20 protein-coding genes, 1 tRNA gene and 1 riboswitch are annotated in these 19,028 nt (G+C 66.9%); of the genes, 8 read left to right on the forward strand and 13 right to left on the reverse strand.

The window, feature by feature from the left end:
* Positions 1-10: 10 nt before the first annotated feature.
* On the reverse strand, positions 11-1,780 hold the full coding sequence (locus VH499_RS20325) for a sensor histidine kinase (protein WP_332054577.1): 1,770 nt from the start codon (positions 1,778-1,780) through the stop codon (positions 11-13).
* Positions 1,749-2,444: a response regulator transcription factor gene (locus VH499_RS20330; protein WP_332054578.1), complete on the reverse strand. Its 696-nt coding sequence runs from the start codon at positions 2,442-2,444 to the stop codon at positions 1,749-1,751. Before VH499_RS20330 ends, VH499_RS20325 begins: the two co-directional genes overlap by 32 nt.
* 115 nt (positions 2,445-2,559) lie before the next feature.
* Between VH499_RS20330 and VH499_RS20335 the strand changes: the two genes are divergently transcribed.
* The gene (locus VH499_RS20335) at positions 2,560-3,297 is read left to right on the forward strand and encodes a HugZ family protein (RefSeq protein WP_332054579.1); all 738 of its coding nucleotides are present in this window, start codon (positions 2,560-2,562) and stop codon (positions 3,295-3,297) included.
* A gap of 135 nt (positions 3,298-3,432) precedes the next feature.
* A complete protein-coding gene (locus tag VH499_RS20340) occupies positions 3,433-4,455 on the forward strand; it encodes an aromatic ring-hydroxylating dioxygenase subunit alpha (RefSeq protein ID WP_332054580.1) in 1,023 nt (340 codons plus the stop codon).
* Here the strand turns inward: VH499_RS20340 and VH499_RS20345 are convergent.
* Complete coding sequence (locus VH499_RS20345) at positions 4,452-5,069, reverse strand: glutathione S-transferase (protein ID WP_332054581.1); 618 nt, start codon at positions 5,067-5,069, stop codon at positions 4,452-4,454. The two genes, VH499_RS20340 and VH499_RS20345, sit on opposite strands and share 4 nt — an antisense overlap.
* A gap of 138 nt (positions 5,070-5,207) precedes the next feature.
* Positions 5,208-8,114: a DNA polymerase I gene (gene polA, locus VH499_RS20350; protein WP_332054582.1), complete on the reverse strand. Its 2,907-nt coding sequence runs from the start codon at positions 8,112-8,114 to the stop codon at positions 5,208-5,210.
* 71 nt (positions 8,115-8,185) lie between these two features.
* Positions 8,186-8,328: riboswitch (yybP-ykoY riboswitch) on the forward strand.
* A gap of 65 nt (positions 8,329-8,393) precedes the next feature.
* On the opposite strand from polA, the gene VH499_RS20355 reads away from it, so the two are divergent.
* Positions 8,394-8,966: a TMEM165/GDT1 family protein gene (locus VH499_RS20355; RefSeq protein WP_332054583.1), complete on the forward strand. Its 573-nt coding sequence runs from the start codon at positions 8,394-8,396 to the stop codon at positions 8,964-8,966.
* A gap of 18 nt (positions 8,967-8,984) precedes the next feature.
* Here the strand turns inward: VH499_RS20355 and VH499_RS20360 are convergent, their stop codons facing one another.
* Complete coding sequence (locus VH499_RS20360; protein ID WP_332054584.1) at positions 8,985-9,683, reverse strand: molybdate ABC transporter substrate-binding protein; 699 nt, start codon at positions 9,681-9,683, stop codon at positions 8,985-8,987.
* Positions 9,680-10,651, reverse strand: a complete 972-nt coding sequence (locus VH499_RS20365) for a tripartite tricarboxylate transporter substrate binding protein (RefSeq protein ID WP_332054585.1) — start codon at positions 10,649-10,651, stop codon at positions 9,680-9,682. Before VH499_RS20365 ends, VH499_RS20360 begins: the two co-directional genes overlap by 4 nt.
* A 143-nt stretch (positions 10,652-10,794) precedes the next feature.
* Between VH499_RS20365 and VH499_RS20370 the strand changes: the two genes are divergently transcribed.
* On the forward strand, positions 10,795-11,205 hold the full coding sequence (locus VH499_RS20370) for a GFA family protein (RefSeq protein WP_332054586.1): 411 nt from the start codon (positions 10,795-10,797) through the stop codon (positions 11,203-11,205).
* Positions 11,206-11,243: 38 nt separating this feature from the next.
* Here VH499_RS20370 and VH499_RS20375 read toward each other — a convergent pair whose 3' ends face one another.
* Genes VH499_RS20375 through VH499_RS20385 form a run of 3 tightly spaced genes read right to left on the reverse strand, consistent with a single transcriptional unit; the run spans position 11,244 to position 14,033 of the window.
* Complete coding sequence (locus VH499_RS20375; protein WP_332054587.1) at positions 11,244-11,987, reverse strand: DUF4336 domain-containing protein; 744 nt, start codon at positions 11,985-11,987, stop codon at positions 11,244-11,246.
* Between the two features lie 3 nt (positions 11,988-11,990).
* Positions 11,991-13,136: a GTP-binding protein gene (locus VH499_RS20380; protein WP_332054588.1), complete on the reverse strand. Its 1,146-nt coding sequence runs from the start codon at positions 13,134-13,136 to the stop codon at positions 11,991-11,993.
* 24 nt (positions 13,137-13,160) lie between these two features.
* Positions 13,161-14,033, reverse strand: a complete 873-nt coding sequence (locus tag VH499_RS20385; protein WP_332054589.1) for a CHAD domain-containing protein — start codon at positions 14,031-14,033, stop codon at positions 13,161-13,163.
* A 194-nt stretch (positions 14,034-14,227) separates the two neighbouring features.
* Here VH499_RS20385 and VH499_RS20390 point away from each other — a divergent pair, with 194 nt between their 5' ends.
* Together VH499_RS20390 and VH499_RS20395 are read left to right on the forward strand one after the other, a co-directional pair.
* On the forward strand, positions 14,228-14,743 hold the full coding sequence (locus VH499_RS20390; RefSeq protein ID WP_332054590.1) for a flavin reductase family protein: 516 nt from the start codon (positions 14,228-14,230) through the stop codon (positions 14,741-14,743).
* Positions 14,744-14,803: 60 nt separating this feature from the next.
* Positions 14,804-14,878 (forward strand) — tRNA-Gln (locus tag VH499_RS20395).
* Positions 14,879-14,939: 61 nt separating this feature from the next.
* Here VH499_RS20395 and VH499_RS20400 read toward each other — a convergent pair.
* The gene (locus VH499_RS20400) at positions 14,940-15,833 is read right to left on the reverse strand and encodes a LysR family transcriptional regulator (protein WP_414709817.1); all 894 of its coding nucleotides are present in this window, start codon (positions 15,831-15,833) and stop codon (positions 14,940-14,942) included.
* A gap of 99 nt (positions 15,834-15,932) precedes the next feature.
* Between VH499_RS20400 and VH499_RS20405 the strand changes: the two genes are divergently transcribed.
* Both VH499_RS20405 and VH499_RS20410 read left to right on the forward strand, forming a co-directional pair.
* Positions 15,933-16,355, forward strand: a complete 423-nt coding sequence (locus VH499_RS20405; RefSeq protein WP_332054592.1) for a PaaI family thioesterase — start codon at positions 15,933-15,935, stop codon at positions 16,353-16,355.
* Between the two features lie 2 nt (positions 16,356-16,357).
* Positions 16,358-16,867: a PaaI family thioesterase gene (locus VH499_RS20410; protein WP_332054593.1), complete on the forward strand. Its 510-nt coding sequence runs from the start codon at positions 16,358-16,360 to the stop codon at positions 16,865-16,867.
* On the opposite strand, the gene VH499_RS20415 is transcribed toward VH499_RS20410, so the two are convergent.
* The 3 genes from VH499_RS20415 to VH499_RS20425 form a co-directional block, all read right to left on the reverse strand.
* Positions 16,823-17,521 (reverse strand): helix-turn-helix transcriptional regulator, encoded by a 699-nt coding sequence (locus VH499_RS20415; protein ID WP_332054594.1) that lies wholly within the window; start codon positions 17,519-17,521, stop codon positions 16,823-16,825. The two genes, VH499_RS20410 and VH499_RS20415, sit on opposite strands and share 45 nt — an antisense overlap.
* 73 nt (positions 17,522-17,594) lie before the next feature.
* On the reverse strand, positions 17,595-17,954 hold the full coding sequence (locus tag VH499_RS20420; protein WP_332054595.1) for a DUF6285 domain-containing protein: 360 nt from the start codon (positions 17,952-17,954) through the stop codon (positions 17,595-17,597).
* A gap of 2 nt (positions 17,955-17,956) precedes the next feature.
* On the reverse strand, positions 17,957-18,982 hold the full coding sequence (locus tag VH499_RS20425; RefSeq protein WP_332054596.1) for a phosphotransferase family protein: 1,026 nt from the start codon (positions 18,980-18,982) through the stop codon (positions 17,957-17,959).
* Positions 18,983-19,028 lie beyond the last annotated feature (46 nt).

Consider the following 19,028-nt stretch of genomic DNA (forward strand, 5'->3'; position numbering starts at 1 on the left):
CAATTCCGCTTCAGCCGCGACGGTCGGCCGCGGGGACGCGGATGGTGAAACGGGCACCGAGCACGCGGCCGTCAGGCGCGTGGCGGTTGGTGGCGGAGATCGAGCCGCCGTAGGTCTCCATGATCTGCCGGCAGATCGACAGCCCGAGGCCGGAATGCTGGCCAAAATGCTCGGTCGGCCGCTCGGAGTAGAAACGCTGGAAGATCGATTCCAGATTGTCCTCGGGAATGCCCGGGCCCTCGTCGTCGATCGTGACCACGAATGGCCCGTTGCGCGGCTCGCGGCCGAGCTCGATCACGATGCGCGATCCGGGCGGGCTGAAGGACAGCGCGTTGTCGACGACGTTGCGGAACACCTGCCCGTAGCGGCCGTCGTGACCGTGGGCAGCAAACGGCGGATTGGCGGCGACCCGGAAGTCGATCGCGACACCGGACTTGTTCGCTGTCGAGGTTGCGTAGTGGCGGGACATGTCGGCAAGCAGCGCCTGCAGGTCGACCGGCTTCACCTCGCCTCGCATCAATTCGGCATCGAGGCGCGATGCGTCGGAGATGTCGGAGATCAGCCGGTTCAGCCGGTTGATGTCGTCGATCACGATCGACATCAACCGGACCCGACGTTCCGGCTCGAGATCCGGTCGCGCCGCCACCTCGATCGCCGATCGGAGGGACGTCAGCGGGTTCTTGAGCTCGTGGGCCACGTCGGCAGCGAAGCTCTCGATGGCGTTGAGCCGTTGCCACAGTGCGTCGGTCATCGAGCGCAGCGCATCGTTCAGGTCACCAATTTCGTCGCCGCGTCGGCCGAGGTCGGGAATCTCGGGTCGCGTATCGCGGGCGAGGCGCACAACGTCGGCAGCCCGTGCCAATCGCACGATCGGCTGGGTGATCGTGCCGGCGAGGTAGAGGGAGAGGAGCACCGTGATACCGAGAGCCGCCACCGCGATGGTCAGCATGTCGTAGCGCACCTCGCGCAGGGAGGCCGCGATCGCCCGGTTGTCGCGGGTCAGCAGCAGCGCCCCCATCACTTGCTTGTAGCGCTGCACCGGCACCGCGGCGCTGAGCATCAGCCGACCATCCGACGCCACGCGCACGGCCGAGGCATTGAAGCCCCTGAGCGCACTCGCCGCCTCGGGAAAGTCGCGCACTGTCGGCGAGGGCTGCTCGACATAGTGCGGGTAGCGGTCGGCGTGCGAGAGCTGGCGCGCGATCCAATCGGCAATGCCTTCGCCGAACCGCTCGTCGTTCGGCTCCGGCGGCGACTGCTGGGGCGGCGGCAGGGGTGTCACGTGGATGCGGCCGGCATCGCTCAGCAAGGCCGAATCGCCCAGCAACTCGCCGGTCTCGCTGAACAGGCGCGCCCGCACTCCGGTCGGCCGCACCAGGCGAGTCAGGAGCTGGCGCGCGGCGTCCGCATCGAGCCGGTTCACCGTCGTCTCGCCGCCGACGACGGCGACTTCGCCGATGCCGGCCGCCACCATCTCGCCCTGCACCAGCAGCGAGGCGAGCTCGGCGTCGATCAGCTCGTCCTCGTAGTCGCTGAGATAGACGGCGCCCAGCGCGAGCAGCGCCACCGGCACGATGTTGAGCAGCAGAATGCGGCGCGTAAGCGGCGAGTAGCGGCGGCTGTGGCGGCGCCGGCGACGAACGGTCGAGGGCGACTCGACACGCGTCGTGCGCCGCGCACGTCGGAACCTCAGGAACAGGCGCTTCAGCGCTGCCGGTAAGCCGCCGCCCCTGGCCGGTGAACGGGGCTTAGCTGTCGCGGTATCGATATCCGATGCCATAGAGCGTTTCGATCTGCTCGAACTCGCCGTCGACCTCGCGGAACTTGCGGCGTACCCGCTTGATGTGGCTGTCGATCGTGCGGTCGTCGACGTAGATCGTCTCGCCGTAGGCGGCATCCATCAACTGGTCGCGATTCTTCACATGTCCCGGCCGTTCGGCGAGAGACTTCAGCAGCAGGAATTCGGTGACCGTGAGATGCACCTCCTTGCCTTTCCAGGTGCACTGATGACGGCTGGGGTCAAGCACCAGGTCGCCTCTTACGATGCGCTCGGCCTGGCCTTCGCCCTTGCCGGCTCCGCCATCGGCCCGGCGCAGCACTGCCCGGATGCGCTCGAGCAGGAGCCGCTGCGAGAACGGCTTGCGGATGAAGTCGTCGGCGCCCATGCGCAGACCCAGCACCTCGTCGATCTCCTCGTCCTTGGAGGTGAGGAAAATCACCGGAAACTGCTGCGTCTTGCGGACGCGGTTCAGGAGCTCCATGCCGTCCATGCGCGGCATCTTGATGTCGAAGATGGCGAGGTCGGGCGGTGTCTGGTTCAACCCCTCGAGTGCGGTGGCGCCATCGGGGTAGGTCTTCACCTGGAAGCCCTCGGCTTCGAGCAGCATCGATACCGACGTGAGGATGTTGCGGTCATCGTCGACCAAGGCGATGTTCTTGCGCACGGGGTAGCGTCTCCTGCAGGCTTGGCAACGAATGTTAGCATAGACCGGGGCGTTGCCGTCGTCCGCCCGATCTGCCATCGATAACTGAGCAAATGCGGCTTTTTTCGACCCTCCGATGACCGACGACCTGCCGCACCTGGTGCGCGAGCTGGTGCGCGGCCGGGACCGCGCGTCGCTTGCGACCGCTCTGCCCGATCCGCACGGTCGGACGGGCTGGCCTTATGCGTCGCTGGTCCTGGTCGCGGTCGATCACGATCTCTCGCCTGTTCTTCTGTTGAGCGATCTTGCCGACCACAGCAAGGCGATCGCGGCCGACGATCGGGTGTCGCTTCTGTTCGACGGTACGGCGGGTCTCGATCAGCCGCTCACCGGTCCGCGCGCATCGCTGCTCGGGCGGGCCGCCCGGACGGACGACGAGCGGCTGAGAAGGCGCTTTCTGGCGCATCATCCCGACGCCGACATGTATGCGGGCTTCAAAGATTTCAAGTTCTATCGGGTGGCGGTCGAGCGGGCCCATCTGGTGGGCGGGTTCGGCAAGATACGCTGGTTGTCGGCCGACGAACTGCTTCCGGCCGATCTGCGCGCCGCGATCTCCGCCTTCGCAGCCGCTGAAAGCGGGATCGTTGGCCACATGAACGCCGATCACGCCGAGGCGGTGCAGCTTTATGCCACGCAGCTTCTTGGCCTCGTTCCGGGGGATTGGAAGATGACCGGAATCGACGCCGAAGGCCTCGACCTGCGGCGCGCGGGCGAGGTGGCGCGCCTCGCCTTCGAGACGGCACTCGCTGCCCCGGAGCAGACGCGAAGCGCCCTGATCGCACTGGTGACCAAGGCGCGCGCCGCCGGGACCTGATCGGAAGTTCACCGGCTCCCTAACGCCCGGTAGGCTCTTCGGTTCCTGATGGCGAACGTCGCGGCCCGTGGCGCTGGCTGTCGCGTTCGTGACCAGTGGGCCATAAGATGTACTGGCCCAGTCAGGGAGGATGGCATGTGGGTGCGCAACGCCTGGTATGTCGTGGCCTGGACGCACGAGCTGGAGGCGGGCCGCATTCTGGCGCGCACCGTCATCGACCAGCCGCTCGCGCTCTATCGCACGGCCGACGGGGCGATCGTGGCCTTCGAGGATCGCTGCTGCCATCGCTTCGCGCCACTCACCATGGGGCGCCTGGAAGGCGACAACCTGCGCTGCATGTATCACGGGCTGAAGTTCGCGCCCGACGGACGCTGCATCGAGATTCCCGGCCAGCCACGCATCCCCTCGAGCGCCTTCGTGCGGCGGTATCCGACGGCAGTCGTGGGCAGCTGGGTGTGGATCTGGATGGGCGAGCCGGCGGGCGCGGACCTCGCGACCATCCCGCCCTCGGTCGCACTCGAGGACCCGGCCTATCGTCTGAAGGGCGGGCAAATCGACTACGCCGCGCATTATCTCCTGATCGACGACAATCTCCTCGATCTCTCGCATCTCTCTTTCGTGCACGAAAACACCCTCGGCCTCGACATGCCGCAATGGGCGGACGGACGGCCGCACGTCGTGCCGCTCGGGCGCGGGCTGCGCATGCAGCGGTGGCTGCGCGATCACCGGCCTCGCGGCTTCATGAAGAAGCTCGGCGAGCGCCTTGATGTCTGGAACAGCTATGATTTCCTGTTTCCCGGCGTGTTCCTGCAGCGCACCGGCTTCCATCGGCTCGGCACTGCGGATGCCAGTGGCGGCAAGGAGGCCAGCGAGGCGCCGCTCTTCTATCGCCTCGATGAACAGGCGGTGACGCCGGTCTCTGCCCGCGCCTCGCGATATTTCTATGCCGCCGGCGCACGCGCGGGCGACATCGACCCGGACAAGCTCGACCGGCTGTTTGCCGTCACCGAGAAGGCTTTCCGGGAAGACAAGGCGATCATCGAGGCGCAGCAGAAGCTGATCGATCTGGAACCCGAACGGCAGATGCTGCCCACCAGCCTCGACGCCGGGCCGACCCAGTTCCGCCGATTGGTCGAGAACCTTCTGACTGCGGCCTAAGTCATCTTCACCATGATGTGCCTGGCATAGGCCGGGCGTGTTGCGAGCCGGTCGTACCAGGCCCGCACGTTCTTGAGCTCGCGCCGTTCGATGTCGAGCGCGTACCAGCGATAGACCATGCAGCCCACCGGGACGTCGCCCATGGTAAAATACTGGCCGGCCACGTACTTGCGGCTCTCGAGCCATCCGTCGAGCCGGGCCCACAGCGCGCCGAGCTCCTTTGCCGCTTTGCCGATTGCGGTCATGTCGCGCTCTTCGGCGGGTGTCCGGATCAGCCCCCAGAACACGGTGCGCATGCCATCTGAGATCGTGCTCAGCTGCCAGTCCATCCAGCGCTCGGCTTCGCTTCTCTCGCCCGGATCGGTGGGCCACAGCGAGCCCGCGGCATAGCGGGCGGCAAGATAGCGCACACAGGAATTGCTCTCCCAGATGATGCGTCCGCCATCCTCGATGGTGGGCACCACGCCATTGGGATTCATCTTCAGGTACCATGGCTTGTCGTTGCCGCCGAACGCGCCACCCACGTCCTCGCGTTCGTACTTCACGCCGCATTCGTCGGCGGCCCACAGCACCTTCATCACATTGATCGAATTCGCCCGACCCCAGATCTTCATTGCGTTCCTCCTCAATCCGACAGACCTCACCCCGACGAGCGGCCGGAGGCCGCGTCTCGAAGGATGGGAGCGAGCACTGTGCCTGTTGCCATCCTTCGACGCGGCCGCTGCGCGGCCTCCTCAGGGTGGAGTTTTACATCAATGCGCCGCCGCCCAGTTGGCGCCGACGCCGGTGTCGACGACCAAAGGCACCGACAGCGTGGCGGCGCTTTCCATCACGCGGCAGGCGATCTCCTTCGTCCTTTCGATTTCCTTGTCGGGCACCTCGAACAGGAGCTCGTCATGCACCTGCAGGAGCATGCGCGCCTGGAGATGCGCGTCCTTCAGGGCCTGCGGCAGACGGATCATGGCCCGCTTGATGATGTCGGCCGCGCCGCCCTGCAACGGGGCGTTGATCGCTGCGCGTTCGGCAAAGGCGCGCATCGCCTGGGCCTTGTCGTTGATGTGCTTCAGATGGATCTTGCGGCCGAATGGCGTCTGCACATAGCCGTGCTTGCGTGCGAGATCCTTGGTGCGTTCCATGTAGTCGCGAATGCCAGGATAGCGCTGGAAGTATTTGGCGATGTACTCGCGCGCCTCCGGCTGCCCGATGCCGAGCTGGTTGGCGAGGCCGAAGGCGGAGATGCCATAGATGATGCCGAAATTGATCGCCTTGGCGCGACGACGCACCAGCGGGTCCATGCCCTTGACCGGCACGCCGAACATCTCGCTCGCGGTGATGGCGTGGATGTCGTCGCCGCGCGCGAATGCCTCCTTGAGAGAGCCGATGTCGGCGACGTGCGCGAGCAGGCGAAGCTCGATCTGCGAATAGTCGGCGCTCACGAGCTTGTGGCCCTTCTCGGCGATGAAGGCCTCGCGGATCTTGCGGCCCTCCTCGGTGCGCACCGGGATGTTCTGCAGGTTGGGATCCGTCGAGGCGAGCCGGCCGGTCGCCGCGCCGGTCATCATGTAGGAGGTGTGAATGCGGCCCGTGCTGGCGTCGAGCTCGCGCACCAGGGCGTCGGTGTAGGTGCCCTTGAGCTTGGCGATCTGGCGATGCTCGAGGATCTTGACCGGAAGCGCGTGGCCCTGCGCCGCGAGCTCCTCCAGGATCGAGGCGTCGGTCGACCAGGCGCCGGTCTTGCTGCGCCTGCCGCCGGGCAGCTTCTGCTCGTCGAACAGGATCTCGCCCAACTGCTTGGGCGAGCCGACATTGAACTCGCGCCCCGCGATCTTGTGGATCTCGCGCTCGAGCTCAATCAGGCGCTTCTCGAAGTCGGCCGAGAGCTTGCGCAGCGCGGACGCATCGACCTTGACACCGGCCTGCTCCATGCCGAGCAGCACCGGCATCAGCGGCCGCTCGATGGTCTCGTACATCGACACCATGCGCTCGGCGGCGAGCCGTGGCTTGAACCTCGCCCACAGCTGCGAGACCGTGTCAGCGCTGCCGGCGGCGTACTCGCGCGCGCGCTCGATCGGCACCTTGTCGAAGCTCACCTGCTTGGCACCCGAGCCGGCCACGTCGGAGAACTTGACGGTCTTCAGGTCGAGATACCTCTCGGCGAGATCATCCAGGCCGTGGCTGTGCTTGCCGCCGTCGAGTACGAAGGACAGCAGCATCGTGTCGTCGATGGGCGTGAGCCGGATGCCGTGCTGCTCGAACACGCCGAGGTCGTCCTTGAGGTCGTGGCCGACCTTGAGTACGCCCGGGTCCTCGAGCAGGGGCCTGAGCTTCTCGATCACCGTCTCCAGAGGAAGCTGATCGGGCAGCAGCGTGCCGTCGCTCGTCTTGCCGCCGCCGCCGAGGTCGAGCGCGCCCTGCGCCTCGCCTGGTGCGCGATGGCCGATCGGCAGGTAGGCTGCGCGCCGGCGGCGGGAATTGACATTGCCCCACGGCCCTTCAAGCAGCGCGAACGACAGGCCGACCAGTCCGGTCTCGCCGGCGCTCTCGAGGTCGACGCTGACGACGCCCGCCCTGGTGGCCTCGCCGATCCATTCGTCGAGAGCGGCCTCGGTGCGGATCGTCTCGTAGTCCTCCGCGGTGAACGGCTTGTTGGAATTGGCACGCGCTGGCGCCGGGCGCCGGGCCTCGGGCATCTGCGGTGCCGGGGCGACCGAGGCCATGGACGTCAATGCCGCGACGGGCTCGCCGAACTCCTTGGCATACTTGGCAATCAAGGTCTTGAAGCCCTGCTGCTCCAGCCAGGGCAGGAGCACGTTGGGATCGGGTTTGCGCTTGTCGAAGGAGTCGGGATCGGCTGGTGCCGGCACGTCGTCCCTGAGTGTCACCAGCTTCTTGGAGATGCGCGCCAGCTCGGCATTGGTCTGCAGGGCCTCTCGTCGCTTGGGCTGCTTGATCTCGCCTGAGCGCTCGAGCAGCGCTTCGAGACTGCCGTACTCGGTGATGAGCTGGGCTGCCGTCTTGACGCCGATGCCCGGCACGCCGGGCACGTTATCGGTAGAATCGCCGGCCAGCGCCTGCACGTCGATCACCCTGTCCGGCGCGACACCGAACTTCTCCATCACCGCCTCGGGCCCGAGCTTGCTTTTCTTGATCGGGTCCATCATCTCGACACCCGGCCGGATCAGCTGCATCAGGTCCTTGTCGGACGAGACGATGGTGCAGGTGCCGCCGGCCTCGACCGCCATCCGCGCATAGGTCGCGATCAGGTCGTCGGCCTCGTAACCGGCAAGCTCGCAGACCGTGACGTTGAACGCCCTGGCCGCCTCGCGGATCAACGGGAACTGCGGGATCAGGTCCTCCGGCGGCTCGGGCCGATTGGCCTTGTACTTGTCGTAGATCTCGTTGCGGAAAGTCGTGCCGCTGGCGTCGAGGATCATCGCCACATGGTCGACCTCGGGCTTGTCGAGGATGTCGGCAGCCAACATGCGACAGAAGCCGTAGACGGCGTTGATCGGTGTGCCGTCGGGCCTGTTCATCGGCGGCAGCGCGTGAAAGGCGCGGAACAGGTATCCCGAGCCGTCGACCAGCCAGAGATGCTTGAGCGGCTTGTTGTCTGTTGCCAGAGCGGCCGCCGCCGCCGCGGAAGGCTTGGATTTCGCCATGGGCCAAGGTCTAGCACGTGAAAAGCGGCGGCAGGGAGACGCTTGCAGGGAAATGCTCACCGCGTTATGTCCCTGTCGTCATTGGGGAGTAGCCGGCCCTGCGTGCAGGGGCGGGAGCGTCAACAGACTTGGCTCGCAGGAGCCATGGCGCTTCCGGCGATCGACGGCCCGCAAGCGGGCCAAGCTTGGCGAGACCTTTGGCCAGCCGATGCTTCACCCGCGGGATCGGGCGGCATCGACGGCCAACGGTTGTGCGCTCGATCCCGCCCGATGTGCCTGATGGAAGCCTTCCTCGTCTCGGCCGGCCTCGTGGCGGTCGCCGAGATCGGCGACAAGACGCAGCTCCTGGCGATGATCCTGGCCAGCCGCTATCGGCGGCCTGTGCCGATCATCCTCGGCATTCTGGTGGCGACATTGGCCAATCACGCGCTGGCCGCGGCGGTGGGTGCACAAGTCGCGGCCTGGGTCGGGCCGCAAACCATGCGCTGGACTCTGGCCGTGCTGTTTCTGGCCATGGCGGCTTGGTGCCTCATCCCCGACAAGGCCGAGGACGGACCCAAGGCGGTCGGCCGTGCCGGCGCGTTCCTTGCCACAGCGGTGGCCTTCTTTCTGGTCGAGATGGGCGACAAAACCCAGATTGCGACGGTCGGCCTTGCTGCCCGCTTCCAGGATATCGTCACGGTGACCGCCGGCACGACGGCAGGCATGCTGCTCGCCAACGTTCCCGCGGTCCTGTGCGGAGACCTGCTATCCCGCAAGATCCCGCTGAAACTGGTGCGCACGGTCGCCGCGGCTGCCTTCGCGATCCTCGCCGTGCTCACGGTGGGCGGGCTCGAGATGGGCCTCTTTTGAGAAGCTGATGTCTTCTCTCTATCCGAAACCGAGCCGGCGGCGGAGTGCGCCGGCCGAGTCGGCGGTCAGCCGCGAGATCAATGCGGCGGCCTCGCCGGGTGCCTCGGCCCTTGTCGCTATGGCGGCGGTATAGACGGTCGAGAGATCGCAGCCCCGCGGCAGTGGCGCGGCGAGTACAATGCCAGGCGTCGCCAGGATTTCCGTCGCCTGGGTGCAGCCGATCGGCCGTCGCGTTCTTGCGATGGCGAGTTCGCGCATGGCGGCGGCGCCATTCGGGGCCGGACGCAGCCGGGCCGCCAGTTGATCCCCGATGCCGAGCTTCTCCAGCACCTTGGCGAAATGGATGCCGGCGGTGGCGTGCTGCGGATCGGGAAAATGGATCGCGTCGGCGGCGAGCAGCGCGGCGCGCAAGGCCTCGGCATCGCCAATTGCGGGCAGGGGATCGCCTTCACGCGCGGCGATCGCCGTGGCGACGGCGCCGAGATCGCGCGCCGAGGCGCCATTGACGCAGCCCTGGCGCGCCAGCGCCTCTATCAGTGCGCGGCTCAGGATCACGAGGTCGGCGGGCTCGCCTGCGACCAGCTTGTCGCGCATCGTCCCCACGGCGCCGAAGGTGCCGTCGATGCGGCAACCGGTCTCGGCCTCGAACGCCGGCCGCATTGCCTCGACCAGTCCCTGTGCCGCGCCGCCGCTCAGGATCGACAGAGTTCTTGTCATTGGATCTTGGCGCCCGAGACCTCGACCACTTTCGCCCACTTCTGGATCTCGCGGCGCAAAAAGGTGTCGAATTCGGCGGGTGTCATTGCCGCCATCGGCACAGCCCCCTGTTTTGCCCAGGCTGCGCGCACCTCGGGCCGGGCGACGATCTTCGCGATCTCGGCATTCAGACGCTCGACGATCGGCTTGGGCGTTCCGGTGGGCGCCATCAGGCCGAGCCATAGCGTGGCCTCGTAGCCCGGGACGCCGGCTTCGTTCACGGTCGGCAGATCAGGCAGCGCGATCGAACGTTTGAGACCGGTGGTCGCGAGGGCGCGCACCTCGCCCGCTTCGACGTTGCCCTTCATCGACGCCACGGCATCGAACATCATCTGCACATGGCCGCCCAGCACGTCGTTGCGTGCCTCGCCACTGCTCTTGTGCGGGACGTGCAGGATGTCGGTGCCGCTCATCGCTTTGAACAGCTCGCCGGCCATATGGTAGGGCGTGCCGGGACCCGACGAAGCATAGGTGAGCTTGCCGGGATTGGCCTTGGCGAGCGCGATGAATTCCGCAAGTGTCCTGGCCTTCACCGAGGGATGCACGACCATCACGAGATCGGTGGAGTTGACCGGCGCCACCGCTTCCAGATCGCGCATCAGAACGTAGGGCTTGCGCGCGAACAGCGTCTCGTTGGTCGCCTGGGTGTTGGACATCATCAAGAGCGTGTAACCGTCGGGCGGCGACTTCGCGACCACCTCGGTGCCGATCACGCCGCCCGCGCCCGGTTTGTCGTCGACGATGAACTGCTGCTTCAACTCCTCCGTGAGCGCCTGCGCCAGGATGCGCGCAAAAATGTCGGCCGGACCGCCCGGCCCGAAGGGGACCACGATCTTGACGGGATTGGCCGGCCAGGTTTGTGCAGCGGCCGGCGCGGCGAGCGCCAGCGCGGCTGCGGCCATCCCTGCGAGTCGGATCTTGTAGAGCATGGCCTTCCTCCCGGGCTCAGGTCGTTGTGCGTGCGGTACGCGCATCTTCGCCGGACGCCGATGGCAAGTCACGACGTGCCGGCGTGACAGGCCTGCCCCGAAGTGCGCCGGCATGGCAGAATTGCCTGCAGCGAAGGAGAGGGATGATGCTGACGGGTGGCTGTCTATGCGGCGCGGTGCGCTATCGCGCGACGGGAACGCCCGAGTTCCAGGGCCTTTGCCACTGCCGCGATTGTCAGAAGCTGAGCGGCGGCGGCCATGTCGGCTTCATCTGCCTTCCGAGGGAGGCGGTGGCGACCGAAGGCGAGGTCCTCGTCCATCGCGGCAAGGGCGGCAGTGGCCTGGCCGCCGACCGCATCTACTGCCCGACCTGCTTCAGCCCCCTGTTCGGCACGTCGGAGATGATGCCGGGCAAGATAAACGTCTATGCAGGCTCCCTCGACGACCCCGGACAGTTCCAGCCGCAGATCGCGATCTTCACCCGCAGCCGTCAGCCCTGGGATGACGGCTCCCGCAACCTCAGATGCTTCGAGACCATTCCCGGCGCCAGTTGACCGGCGGCTGCGACCGGCCGTTGCCCGTTTGCGACGACCTACAGCAGCCAGCGGAAGGCGCGGCGCAGTTCGGCTTCGCCGTCGGTCTCGAACCAGCGGCCATGCGCGATGATGACGCGCTCCGGTTTCCAGGCGATCATCCGTTCGACCGCGGCCTTCACCTGTAGCCGCTGCCGCCGATAGGTAAGCCGCATGTCGCGCGGAGTCTGGCCATCGGGCGCCAGCGCGCCGCCAAGCCGCATGGCCCAGCGAGCCAGCGGCGAACGTACCTTGCGCGCCTCGAAATTCTCGATGAGGTCGGTGAGGACCAACGTCCGGCTCGGACGGTGGAAGAACACGACCTCGGTCATGAAACTGCCGCGCACCGGCAGGGTGTCGATGGCGCTGTCCCACGGATAGCCCCCTGCCTGATCGAGCGGCCGATGTGGAACGTCTATCCGGCCGCGTGCCTGCTCCTCGATGCGAGGCGCCAGGTAGACCTCCGCTTCAGGGAAGGCCGCCGTCCAGTCGGGAATCCACCAATAGTGGAGCCGGTTGGGACCGATGATCCAGCGCGGCGTGCCGATCGTTCGGATCTCGGCGCGCAACGACGACGGCAGCGGGGTCGGCGAATGGATGAGGAGATCGCCGCCGATGCGGATCACCGTCATGCGGGTCGGGAAGGGCATTTTCAGCCATCGCATGCCGAAGCCGATCACTGGGCCGTCGACGATCCAGAGATCGTCGGCAACCGCTTTCAGCGTGTTCAGGGGCTGGTAGGTCGGCTCCGTGCCTTCTCGCATGTCCTATTGCGGAGCCTGTTCCTGCTGACCCCAGCCCTTCTTCTCGGCGTCGAAGAAGGAAGCGAAAACCTTGCGGATGGTGCTCTCGCCGATGTCGCGCGTGATGAAGACGACGCGGCTCTTGCGATCGTCGCCTTCGGGCCAGGCGTCGAGTGTGGCCGGTGGATGGAACACGTGCTGCACGCCATGGATCACCACCGGCTTGTCGGTGTCCTTGACGTTCAGGATGCCCTTCATGCGCAGGAGATCGGGGCCGCGATAGGTGACCAGCGCGTCGAACGCCGCCGCCACCGTCGACCAGCTCATCGGCTCGTCGAAGGTCATGCAGAAGGCGCGGATGCGATCGTCGTGCCGGTTCACGTTGTGCGGGTCCTGGTCGGCGCCGGCTCCCTCGTGATGATGTTCGTTGCCGTGGCCATGGTGGTGATGCCCGTGGCCATGCTCGTGGCCTTCGGCATAGGCCTCTTCATGCAGCCATCGCTTTACGTCGGCGCTCTTGGTCTCCGGATTGTAGAGCCCGGCATTCAGAACCTCGTTGGGCTCGATCTCGCCGCCGGCGATCGCATGGAAGGGCGCGGCGGGATTGAGCTGGTGCAGGCGTTGCTGGAGCTCGGAAAGCCGGGGCGCTTCGGCGATGTCGGTCTTGGTGAGCAGCAGCCGGTCGGCGACCGCGGCCTGCTTCACCGCCTCCGCGTGGTTGTCCAGGGTCGAGACGCCGTTCACCCCGTCCACCGTCGTCACCACACCATCGAGGCGATAGCGCGAGGCGAGGAGAGGATCGGTCATCAGCGTATGCAGGATGGGCGCCGGATCGGCGAGCCCGGTGGTCTCCACGACCATGCGCCGGAACGGCGTCACCTCTCCCTTGGAGCGCTTCAGGAACAGCTCGCTCATGGTGCGCACCAGGTCGCCGCGCACCGTGCAGCAGAGACAGCCCGAGTTCAGCGTCACCATACCGTCTTCGCTCGACTTCTCCACCAGCAGGTGATCGAGGCCGATCTCGCCGAACTCGTTGATGATCACCGCAGTGTCGGCGAGCTCGGGCCGGCGCAGAAGCTTGTTCAGAAGCGTGGTCTTGCCGCTGCCCAGGAAGCCCGTCAGCACGGTGACGGGAATGCGTTCTTCGGCGGCGGTCTGGGTGTCGGTCATGTCTACTCCGTCCTCGAAGGCGCGCTACTTCCAGAACCGCCCGGCCTTCCTGAACGTCTTCCAGGCCCGCTCGAGCTTGTGCCGCCGGCGCTTGTGGCCGGACGCGACCTGCTTGTCGAGCTTACGCAGCGCGCGCCCGACCTGTTCCGTCGGACGGGCTGCTGCGGCGATATCGGCCAGCATCCGGGCCGCCACCGCGCGATCGTTCAAGGCGCCGAGCGCGCCCTGCAGGCGCACCGTCGCCTCGATATAGGCTTTCGCCCGGGCGGAATCAAAACCAGGCCCGGAGAAGGCGGGCTGCAGGAAGCCCGCGGCATAGCGCAGCTTCTTGACCGCGATGCGCAGGCGATGCAGACGTTCGCCGTCGAGCGAGGCAAGCTTGCGGCCAAGGTGCTCGACCTTCGCGTGGCGTTTCTCCAGCCTGTCTTGGCCGAATGCGTCCAGCCGGCCGCCGCCGGCGGGCTTGCCTTCGACAAGCGCCTGCATCTGCTCCCCGAAGGCCGCGAAGCGCGCGCCCGAGAGCGCCGCGCGGGCGCGCTCGAGATGCGTACGGGCAAGGCGCGCGGCTATTCGCTTCACCTCGGCCGGCATTTCTTCCACCGACTCGGCAAGGAAGACGTGGAGGTCGCGTGATGGCCCGCATTCGGCGGCCAGCCATTTGGCCTCGGCCGCCAGGGCCCGCACCAGCCGTCGCTCGGTCTCGCCGGGCACGGCATTGCGAAACAGGCCGAGGGCCGCGCGCAAGCGGCGCAGCGCCACGCGGCTCTGATGAATGCCGATCGGGCGGCCGCTGGCCAACACGATGGCGCGGTATTTCAGTAAATCGGCTTGGCAGTCCGCCGCGATCTGGCGCAAGGCCGCATCCGGCGGGGTGTCTGGGGCGAGCGAGGAAGCCATGGAAGCGCCTCGACGGTAGCGGGGGGCGGCCTTTGGGCAACCGCAAAAAACGTCACTCTGATGAATGTTTTGTTGCACGCGGTGGGCTTGGCCCGGATGCCTGGAACTTGTTGCGACGGTGATTTCGCTGGCCGGGCGGGCAGTTAGCGGCCGTTTCCGGTGGCGAGCGTCAGCTTGATTGCTAGGATCGGCCCATGAGTATTGACGCGGTCGCCTTCAAAAAGGGCATGCGCCACCTGGCGGCGAGCGTAACCCTGATCACCACCCGCCATCACGATCTGCGCGGCGGATTGACGGCGACGGCGGTCTGCTCGGTCTCCGCCGAGCCACCGCAAATCCTGGTCTGTGTGAACAAGACGGCCTCCGCCCATGATCCGATCGGAGAGGCAGGCTTCTTCTGCGTAAATATCCTGGCGCCGGGCCATCGCAAGCTCGCCGAGCGCTTCGCCGGCATGGACGGCGTCGAAGGCGACGAACGGTTCCGCGACCTCGGCGAATGGTCGACGCTCACGACCGGGGCGCCGGTGCTCAAAGGTTGTCCGGTGTCGTTCGATTGCCGGCTGGTGACGAAGGTGTCGGCCGGTACGCACACGATCTATATCGGCGAGATCGTCGACCTCGCCCTCGATGCCGCCGCGACACCGCTCCTGTACGCGGACGGCGCCTTCGTTCATGGCGACCTTCTCAAGAAGGCGATCTCGGGCGGCTGATGCCGGCCAGGTTTGCCTGCTTTGATTCCACCCCTTTAGCCACTATGTTCCGCCGCCTGCTGGGGCGTAGCCAAGTGGTAAGGCAGAGGATTTTGATTCCTCCATTCCCAGGTTCGAATCCTGGCGCCCCAGCCAAACCCCCTTGTCCGCCAGCGACGAGCCCGGGCAAGCACGGTGTGGCGACTGGTCGACGTGCTCATGACGACGTGAGGTGTCGCGCAAGCTCGATGAAGGCGAGTGTCGCGGCTGAACGTTCGTCGCGACGGCAGGCGAGGTTGAGTGGCACCCGTAGTGCAGGCTTGCCGCGCAGGGGACGGTAGACGACGCCCTCGAGCGGCAGGCGGCCGAGCGACGCCGGCACGATGGTGATGCCGAGCCCCGCCGCGACGAGGTTGAGCGTCGAGACGATGCGCGGCGCCTCCTGACCGACATGCGGGCTGAACCCTGCCGCGCTGCAGGCAGCGATGATGACGTCGTAGAGACCGCGGCCATCCGGCCGGCGGTAAAGAATGAAGGTCTCGTCCGCCAGCTCCTTCAGGCTGAGGGCCGCCCGCTTGGCCAATCTGTGCCGCGCCGGGAAGGCGACCGCCGTGTCCTCATGCAGAAGAGCATGCACGTCGATGCCCTGCGGCTCGACCAGGCCGGAGCGGATGAAGGCGATGTCGAGCCGCTCGTCGCGCAAGGCGCTCACCAGCTCGCCGGAGCTGCTCTCCTCCAGGACGAAGGACACGTCCGGGCGCTTGTGCCGGAACTCGCGGATCGCGCGCGCCACCAGCGGATGGAACGGCGCCGAGGTGGTGAAGCCCACGGCGATGCGGCCCGTTTCGCCGCGGGCAGTGCGGCGGGCACGGATCTTGGCGTGCTCGGCCTGCGCCAGGATGGCCTCGGCATCGGCGAGAAACGAGCGGCCCGCATCGGTCAGCGTGACGCCGCGCGGATGGCGCACGAACAGCGCGGCGTCGATCTCGCGTTCCAGAGCGCGGATCTGCTGGGAAAGCGGCGGCTGCTGCATGCTGAGCTTTTCCGCGGCACGGGTGATGTGGCCCTCGCGGGCCACGGCGACGAAGTAGCGAAGGTGGCGCAGTTCCATCGGCATATCGCAAAGGTATGAAAGCAGGCTTCATCATACATCAGCCGCATGACCCCGCGATGGCTTGGTTCGCGGCCTCGCTGCGGCTAAAGAACTGCGGTGTCCATTCCGCCAGGATTTCGCGAGCTCACCGAAGCATCGGGCTTCGCGGCAGCCAACGGCCCATGGTTCGAGAAAGTCGAAGATGGTCGCGCCATCCGCGCCTTCCGCCCCGGACCGCAGCATGCCAATGCGCTCGGCATCGTGCATGGCGGCATGCTGGCGGCGTTCCTCGACTCGGCCATGGGCACGGCCGTTTGGCATGCGTTGAAGCGACGTGCCGTGACGCTCCGCCTGTCGCTCGACTATCTCGGCCCGGGCCGCGTCGGCGACTGGCTGCAGGCCGAGGGCGAGTTGGTGGGCCACGACGAGCAAGTGGCGCAGGTGCGCGGGCGCCTCTATGGTCCGCGCCACGATGTGCTGGCAGGGCTCGGTGCATTTGCGCTCCTGAGCCGCCAGCGCTCGCTCAACATCCGGAGTTAGCGTTGCTTCCCGACAATCCGCCCGACGGCTTCCGGCGCATCGATTTCGATCGCGATCGTGCAGATCCCACCTTCAACACCCATATCGGGACGCTCTACGCCAAGCGCGGGCAGAAGGGCACGCGCGACGAGTTCGTGATGGGCTTTCGCGTGCAGGCGCATATGTGCAATCCGGCGGGCGGCCTGCACGGCGGCATGATGATGACGGTCGCCGATCTCGTGGGCACGATGGGCGGCGGTACCCTGGCCGGTCTGCGCAAATTCCTGCCGACGGTGAACATGACTTTCGACTTCGTGGCGCCGGCCGCGATCGGCGACTGGGTCGAGGGCCGGCCCGAGCTGGTGCGAGTCACGCGTTCGCTCCTCTTCACCAACATCTATCTGACCGTGGGCGAGCAGAAGATCCTGCGTGCGTCCTCGATCGCCAAGATCCCTTCGGGCGCGGGTCTCGCCTTCGGCAAGGCAAAGTTAGATCGAGGTTCCGAAGTGGCTGGAAAGAGCGCGGCGCCCTGAATCGGTGAGCCTTACGGTGCGGCCACGCCGCATCCGCTCCGCCCAGCCCTTCTTGAAGAAGATATCGGCGATCGCCGAACCCAGCGCGCCGGAAATGTGCGGACGCCGCTCGCTCCAATCCAGGCATTGGCGGGCGAAGTGCCGGGAGTGGGCCGCTCTGGCGCCGGCGAGGTCGACACCCAGTCGGGTACAGAAGGCCTCGCCCGACGACGTCAGCTTCCAGTCGCGCGGGCCCCTGGGCTCGAGATGGCCGTGCTGGGTCAGCGAATCGGTGACCGCCAGCCCCACCTGGCCGGCGAGATGATCGTAGCAGGTTCGGCAGAAGCGCAGGTCCGGGTCGCGGCGCCATGCGGCAGTCCTCGAAGCCGGTGCGGCACGCGTACCGGCCAGCGCCATGATCGACTCCATGGCATGCGCGACGTCGCCCGAGGCCAGGCGGTAGAAGCGGTTGCGGCCCTGGGGGCGGGCGGCCAGCAGGTTGGCGTCGACCATGCGGGCGAGATGGCCGGACGCGGTCTGCGCCGTGACGCCCGCCGACAGGGCGAGCTCTGATGCGGTATGGGCACGGCCGTCCATGAGGAGCGACAGCATGGATGCGCGCGCCGGATCGCCCATCAGGGCGGCAATTTCGGACAGGGCGTTCACGGTAACCATGGCCCCAATCTAGGCTCGTGCGCGTGCATGCGCCATGGCCAATAGTTCGGTCACCACCGAACAATGGCAGAAGCTATTTCCACTTTGGATTGGCGATGGCGATCTTGTCGGCGACGGTCGCCTCGAGATGGGCCATCAGGGCAGCGTCCGACTCGTCGCGTTCGCCGCTCCGCAGTTGCCGGGCGAGCTCGCGGTTCAATTCAGCGAGCGTGCCCTCGCGGCCTAGCAGGCGCACGAGGCGTCTGTGCTCGCGGGCATCGGCCGCGGGGCCGAGCCGTCCCTCGCGCTCGAGGATCGCCAGTGCATTGACCGCCACCCGCATCTGGAAGCCCAATCGCGGCTCGCTGCGATCGACCACGGGCATCGCCTCCTCGCGCAGGAAGTCGGCGATGGCGGTAAGGAGCTCGGAAGCGGTGGGTCGATCCTGTGCCACGATCAGTGTTCCGCCTTCAGAAGTTGCAGGAGGTCGACCTCGGTCTCGACGGCGCGGCGGCCAATCGCGGCGTGCTCCATCGACTTGATCGAGCCCGAGAGATGTTTCCAGGCCTGATTGAGGCAGATCACGCCCCAGTGCACGGTGCCGAACACCTCCCACCAATGGGCCCGCGCGCGTTCGACGGTGCGGCCGCTCGCTCGCTCGTAGGCGTCCCATAGCTCCTCGCGGCTGCCGAAGCCTCCCGCCGGCTTGTCGACTGCACCGAAGCGCCAGCTCTTCACGCACAGCCAGCCGAGGTCCTCGAGCGGGTCGCCGAGGTGAGCGAGTTCCCAGTCGAGGATTGCCGTCACCCCTGTTTCGTCGGCGAGATAGTTGCCCGTACGGTAGTCGCCATGGACCAGCAGGGGGTTGTCGAGCGGCCGGGGCTTGCGGCGATCGAGCCATGTCAGTGCAAGCTCGAACACCGGCTGCGCGCTGGCCAACAGGTCGAGCGAGCGGCGCAGGCCCGCGATATGGTCAGCCGCTTCGCGACGCTTGAGCGGCGGCAGCGTTCTTGTATCGGTGGCGTGGATCGCTGCGGCGATCCCACCCAACTGGCCTGCGATCAGGCCCCGGGCCGCAGCATAGGGCGGGTCGCGCAAGAGCTTGCGCGCGATCGCGGTGCCGTCGACCCGCCGCATGACGTAGGCCTCGCCCAGCCCGTCCTCCGGCTCGAGCTCGAATAGCGGCTCGGGTGCGCGCACGCCGGCGCAGTGCGCCGCCTGCAGCACCCGGAACTCGGTGGCGCGGTCGATCGACACCGACTGCTCGCGATCGGTCTTGCCGTTTACCGGCGGATCGCGGCGCAGGATCAAGCCGTGGCGGCGTCCTCCCACCAGAGCATCAAAGCTCCAGGTCTGGCGAGAGGCACCGCCGGACTGTCGTACAAGGCCTTCGATCTCGGCCACGCGGCCGAAATGGCGTCCCGCGGCCGCGGCCAGCGCCGATCGCGCCAGCTCGGCCTCGCCCTGCGTATGAATGGTCATTCACCGGACTGTGGCACAGAGGCCGCCGCGTGGTAAGAGGGCGCGC

This window comes from Reyranella sp., from assembly GCF_036558665.1.
Taxonomy (GTDB): Bacteria; Pseudomonadota; Alphaproteobacteria; order Reyranellales; family Reyranellaceae; genus Reyranella.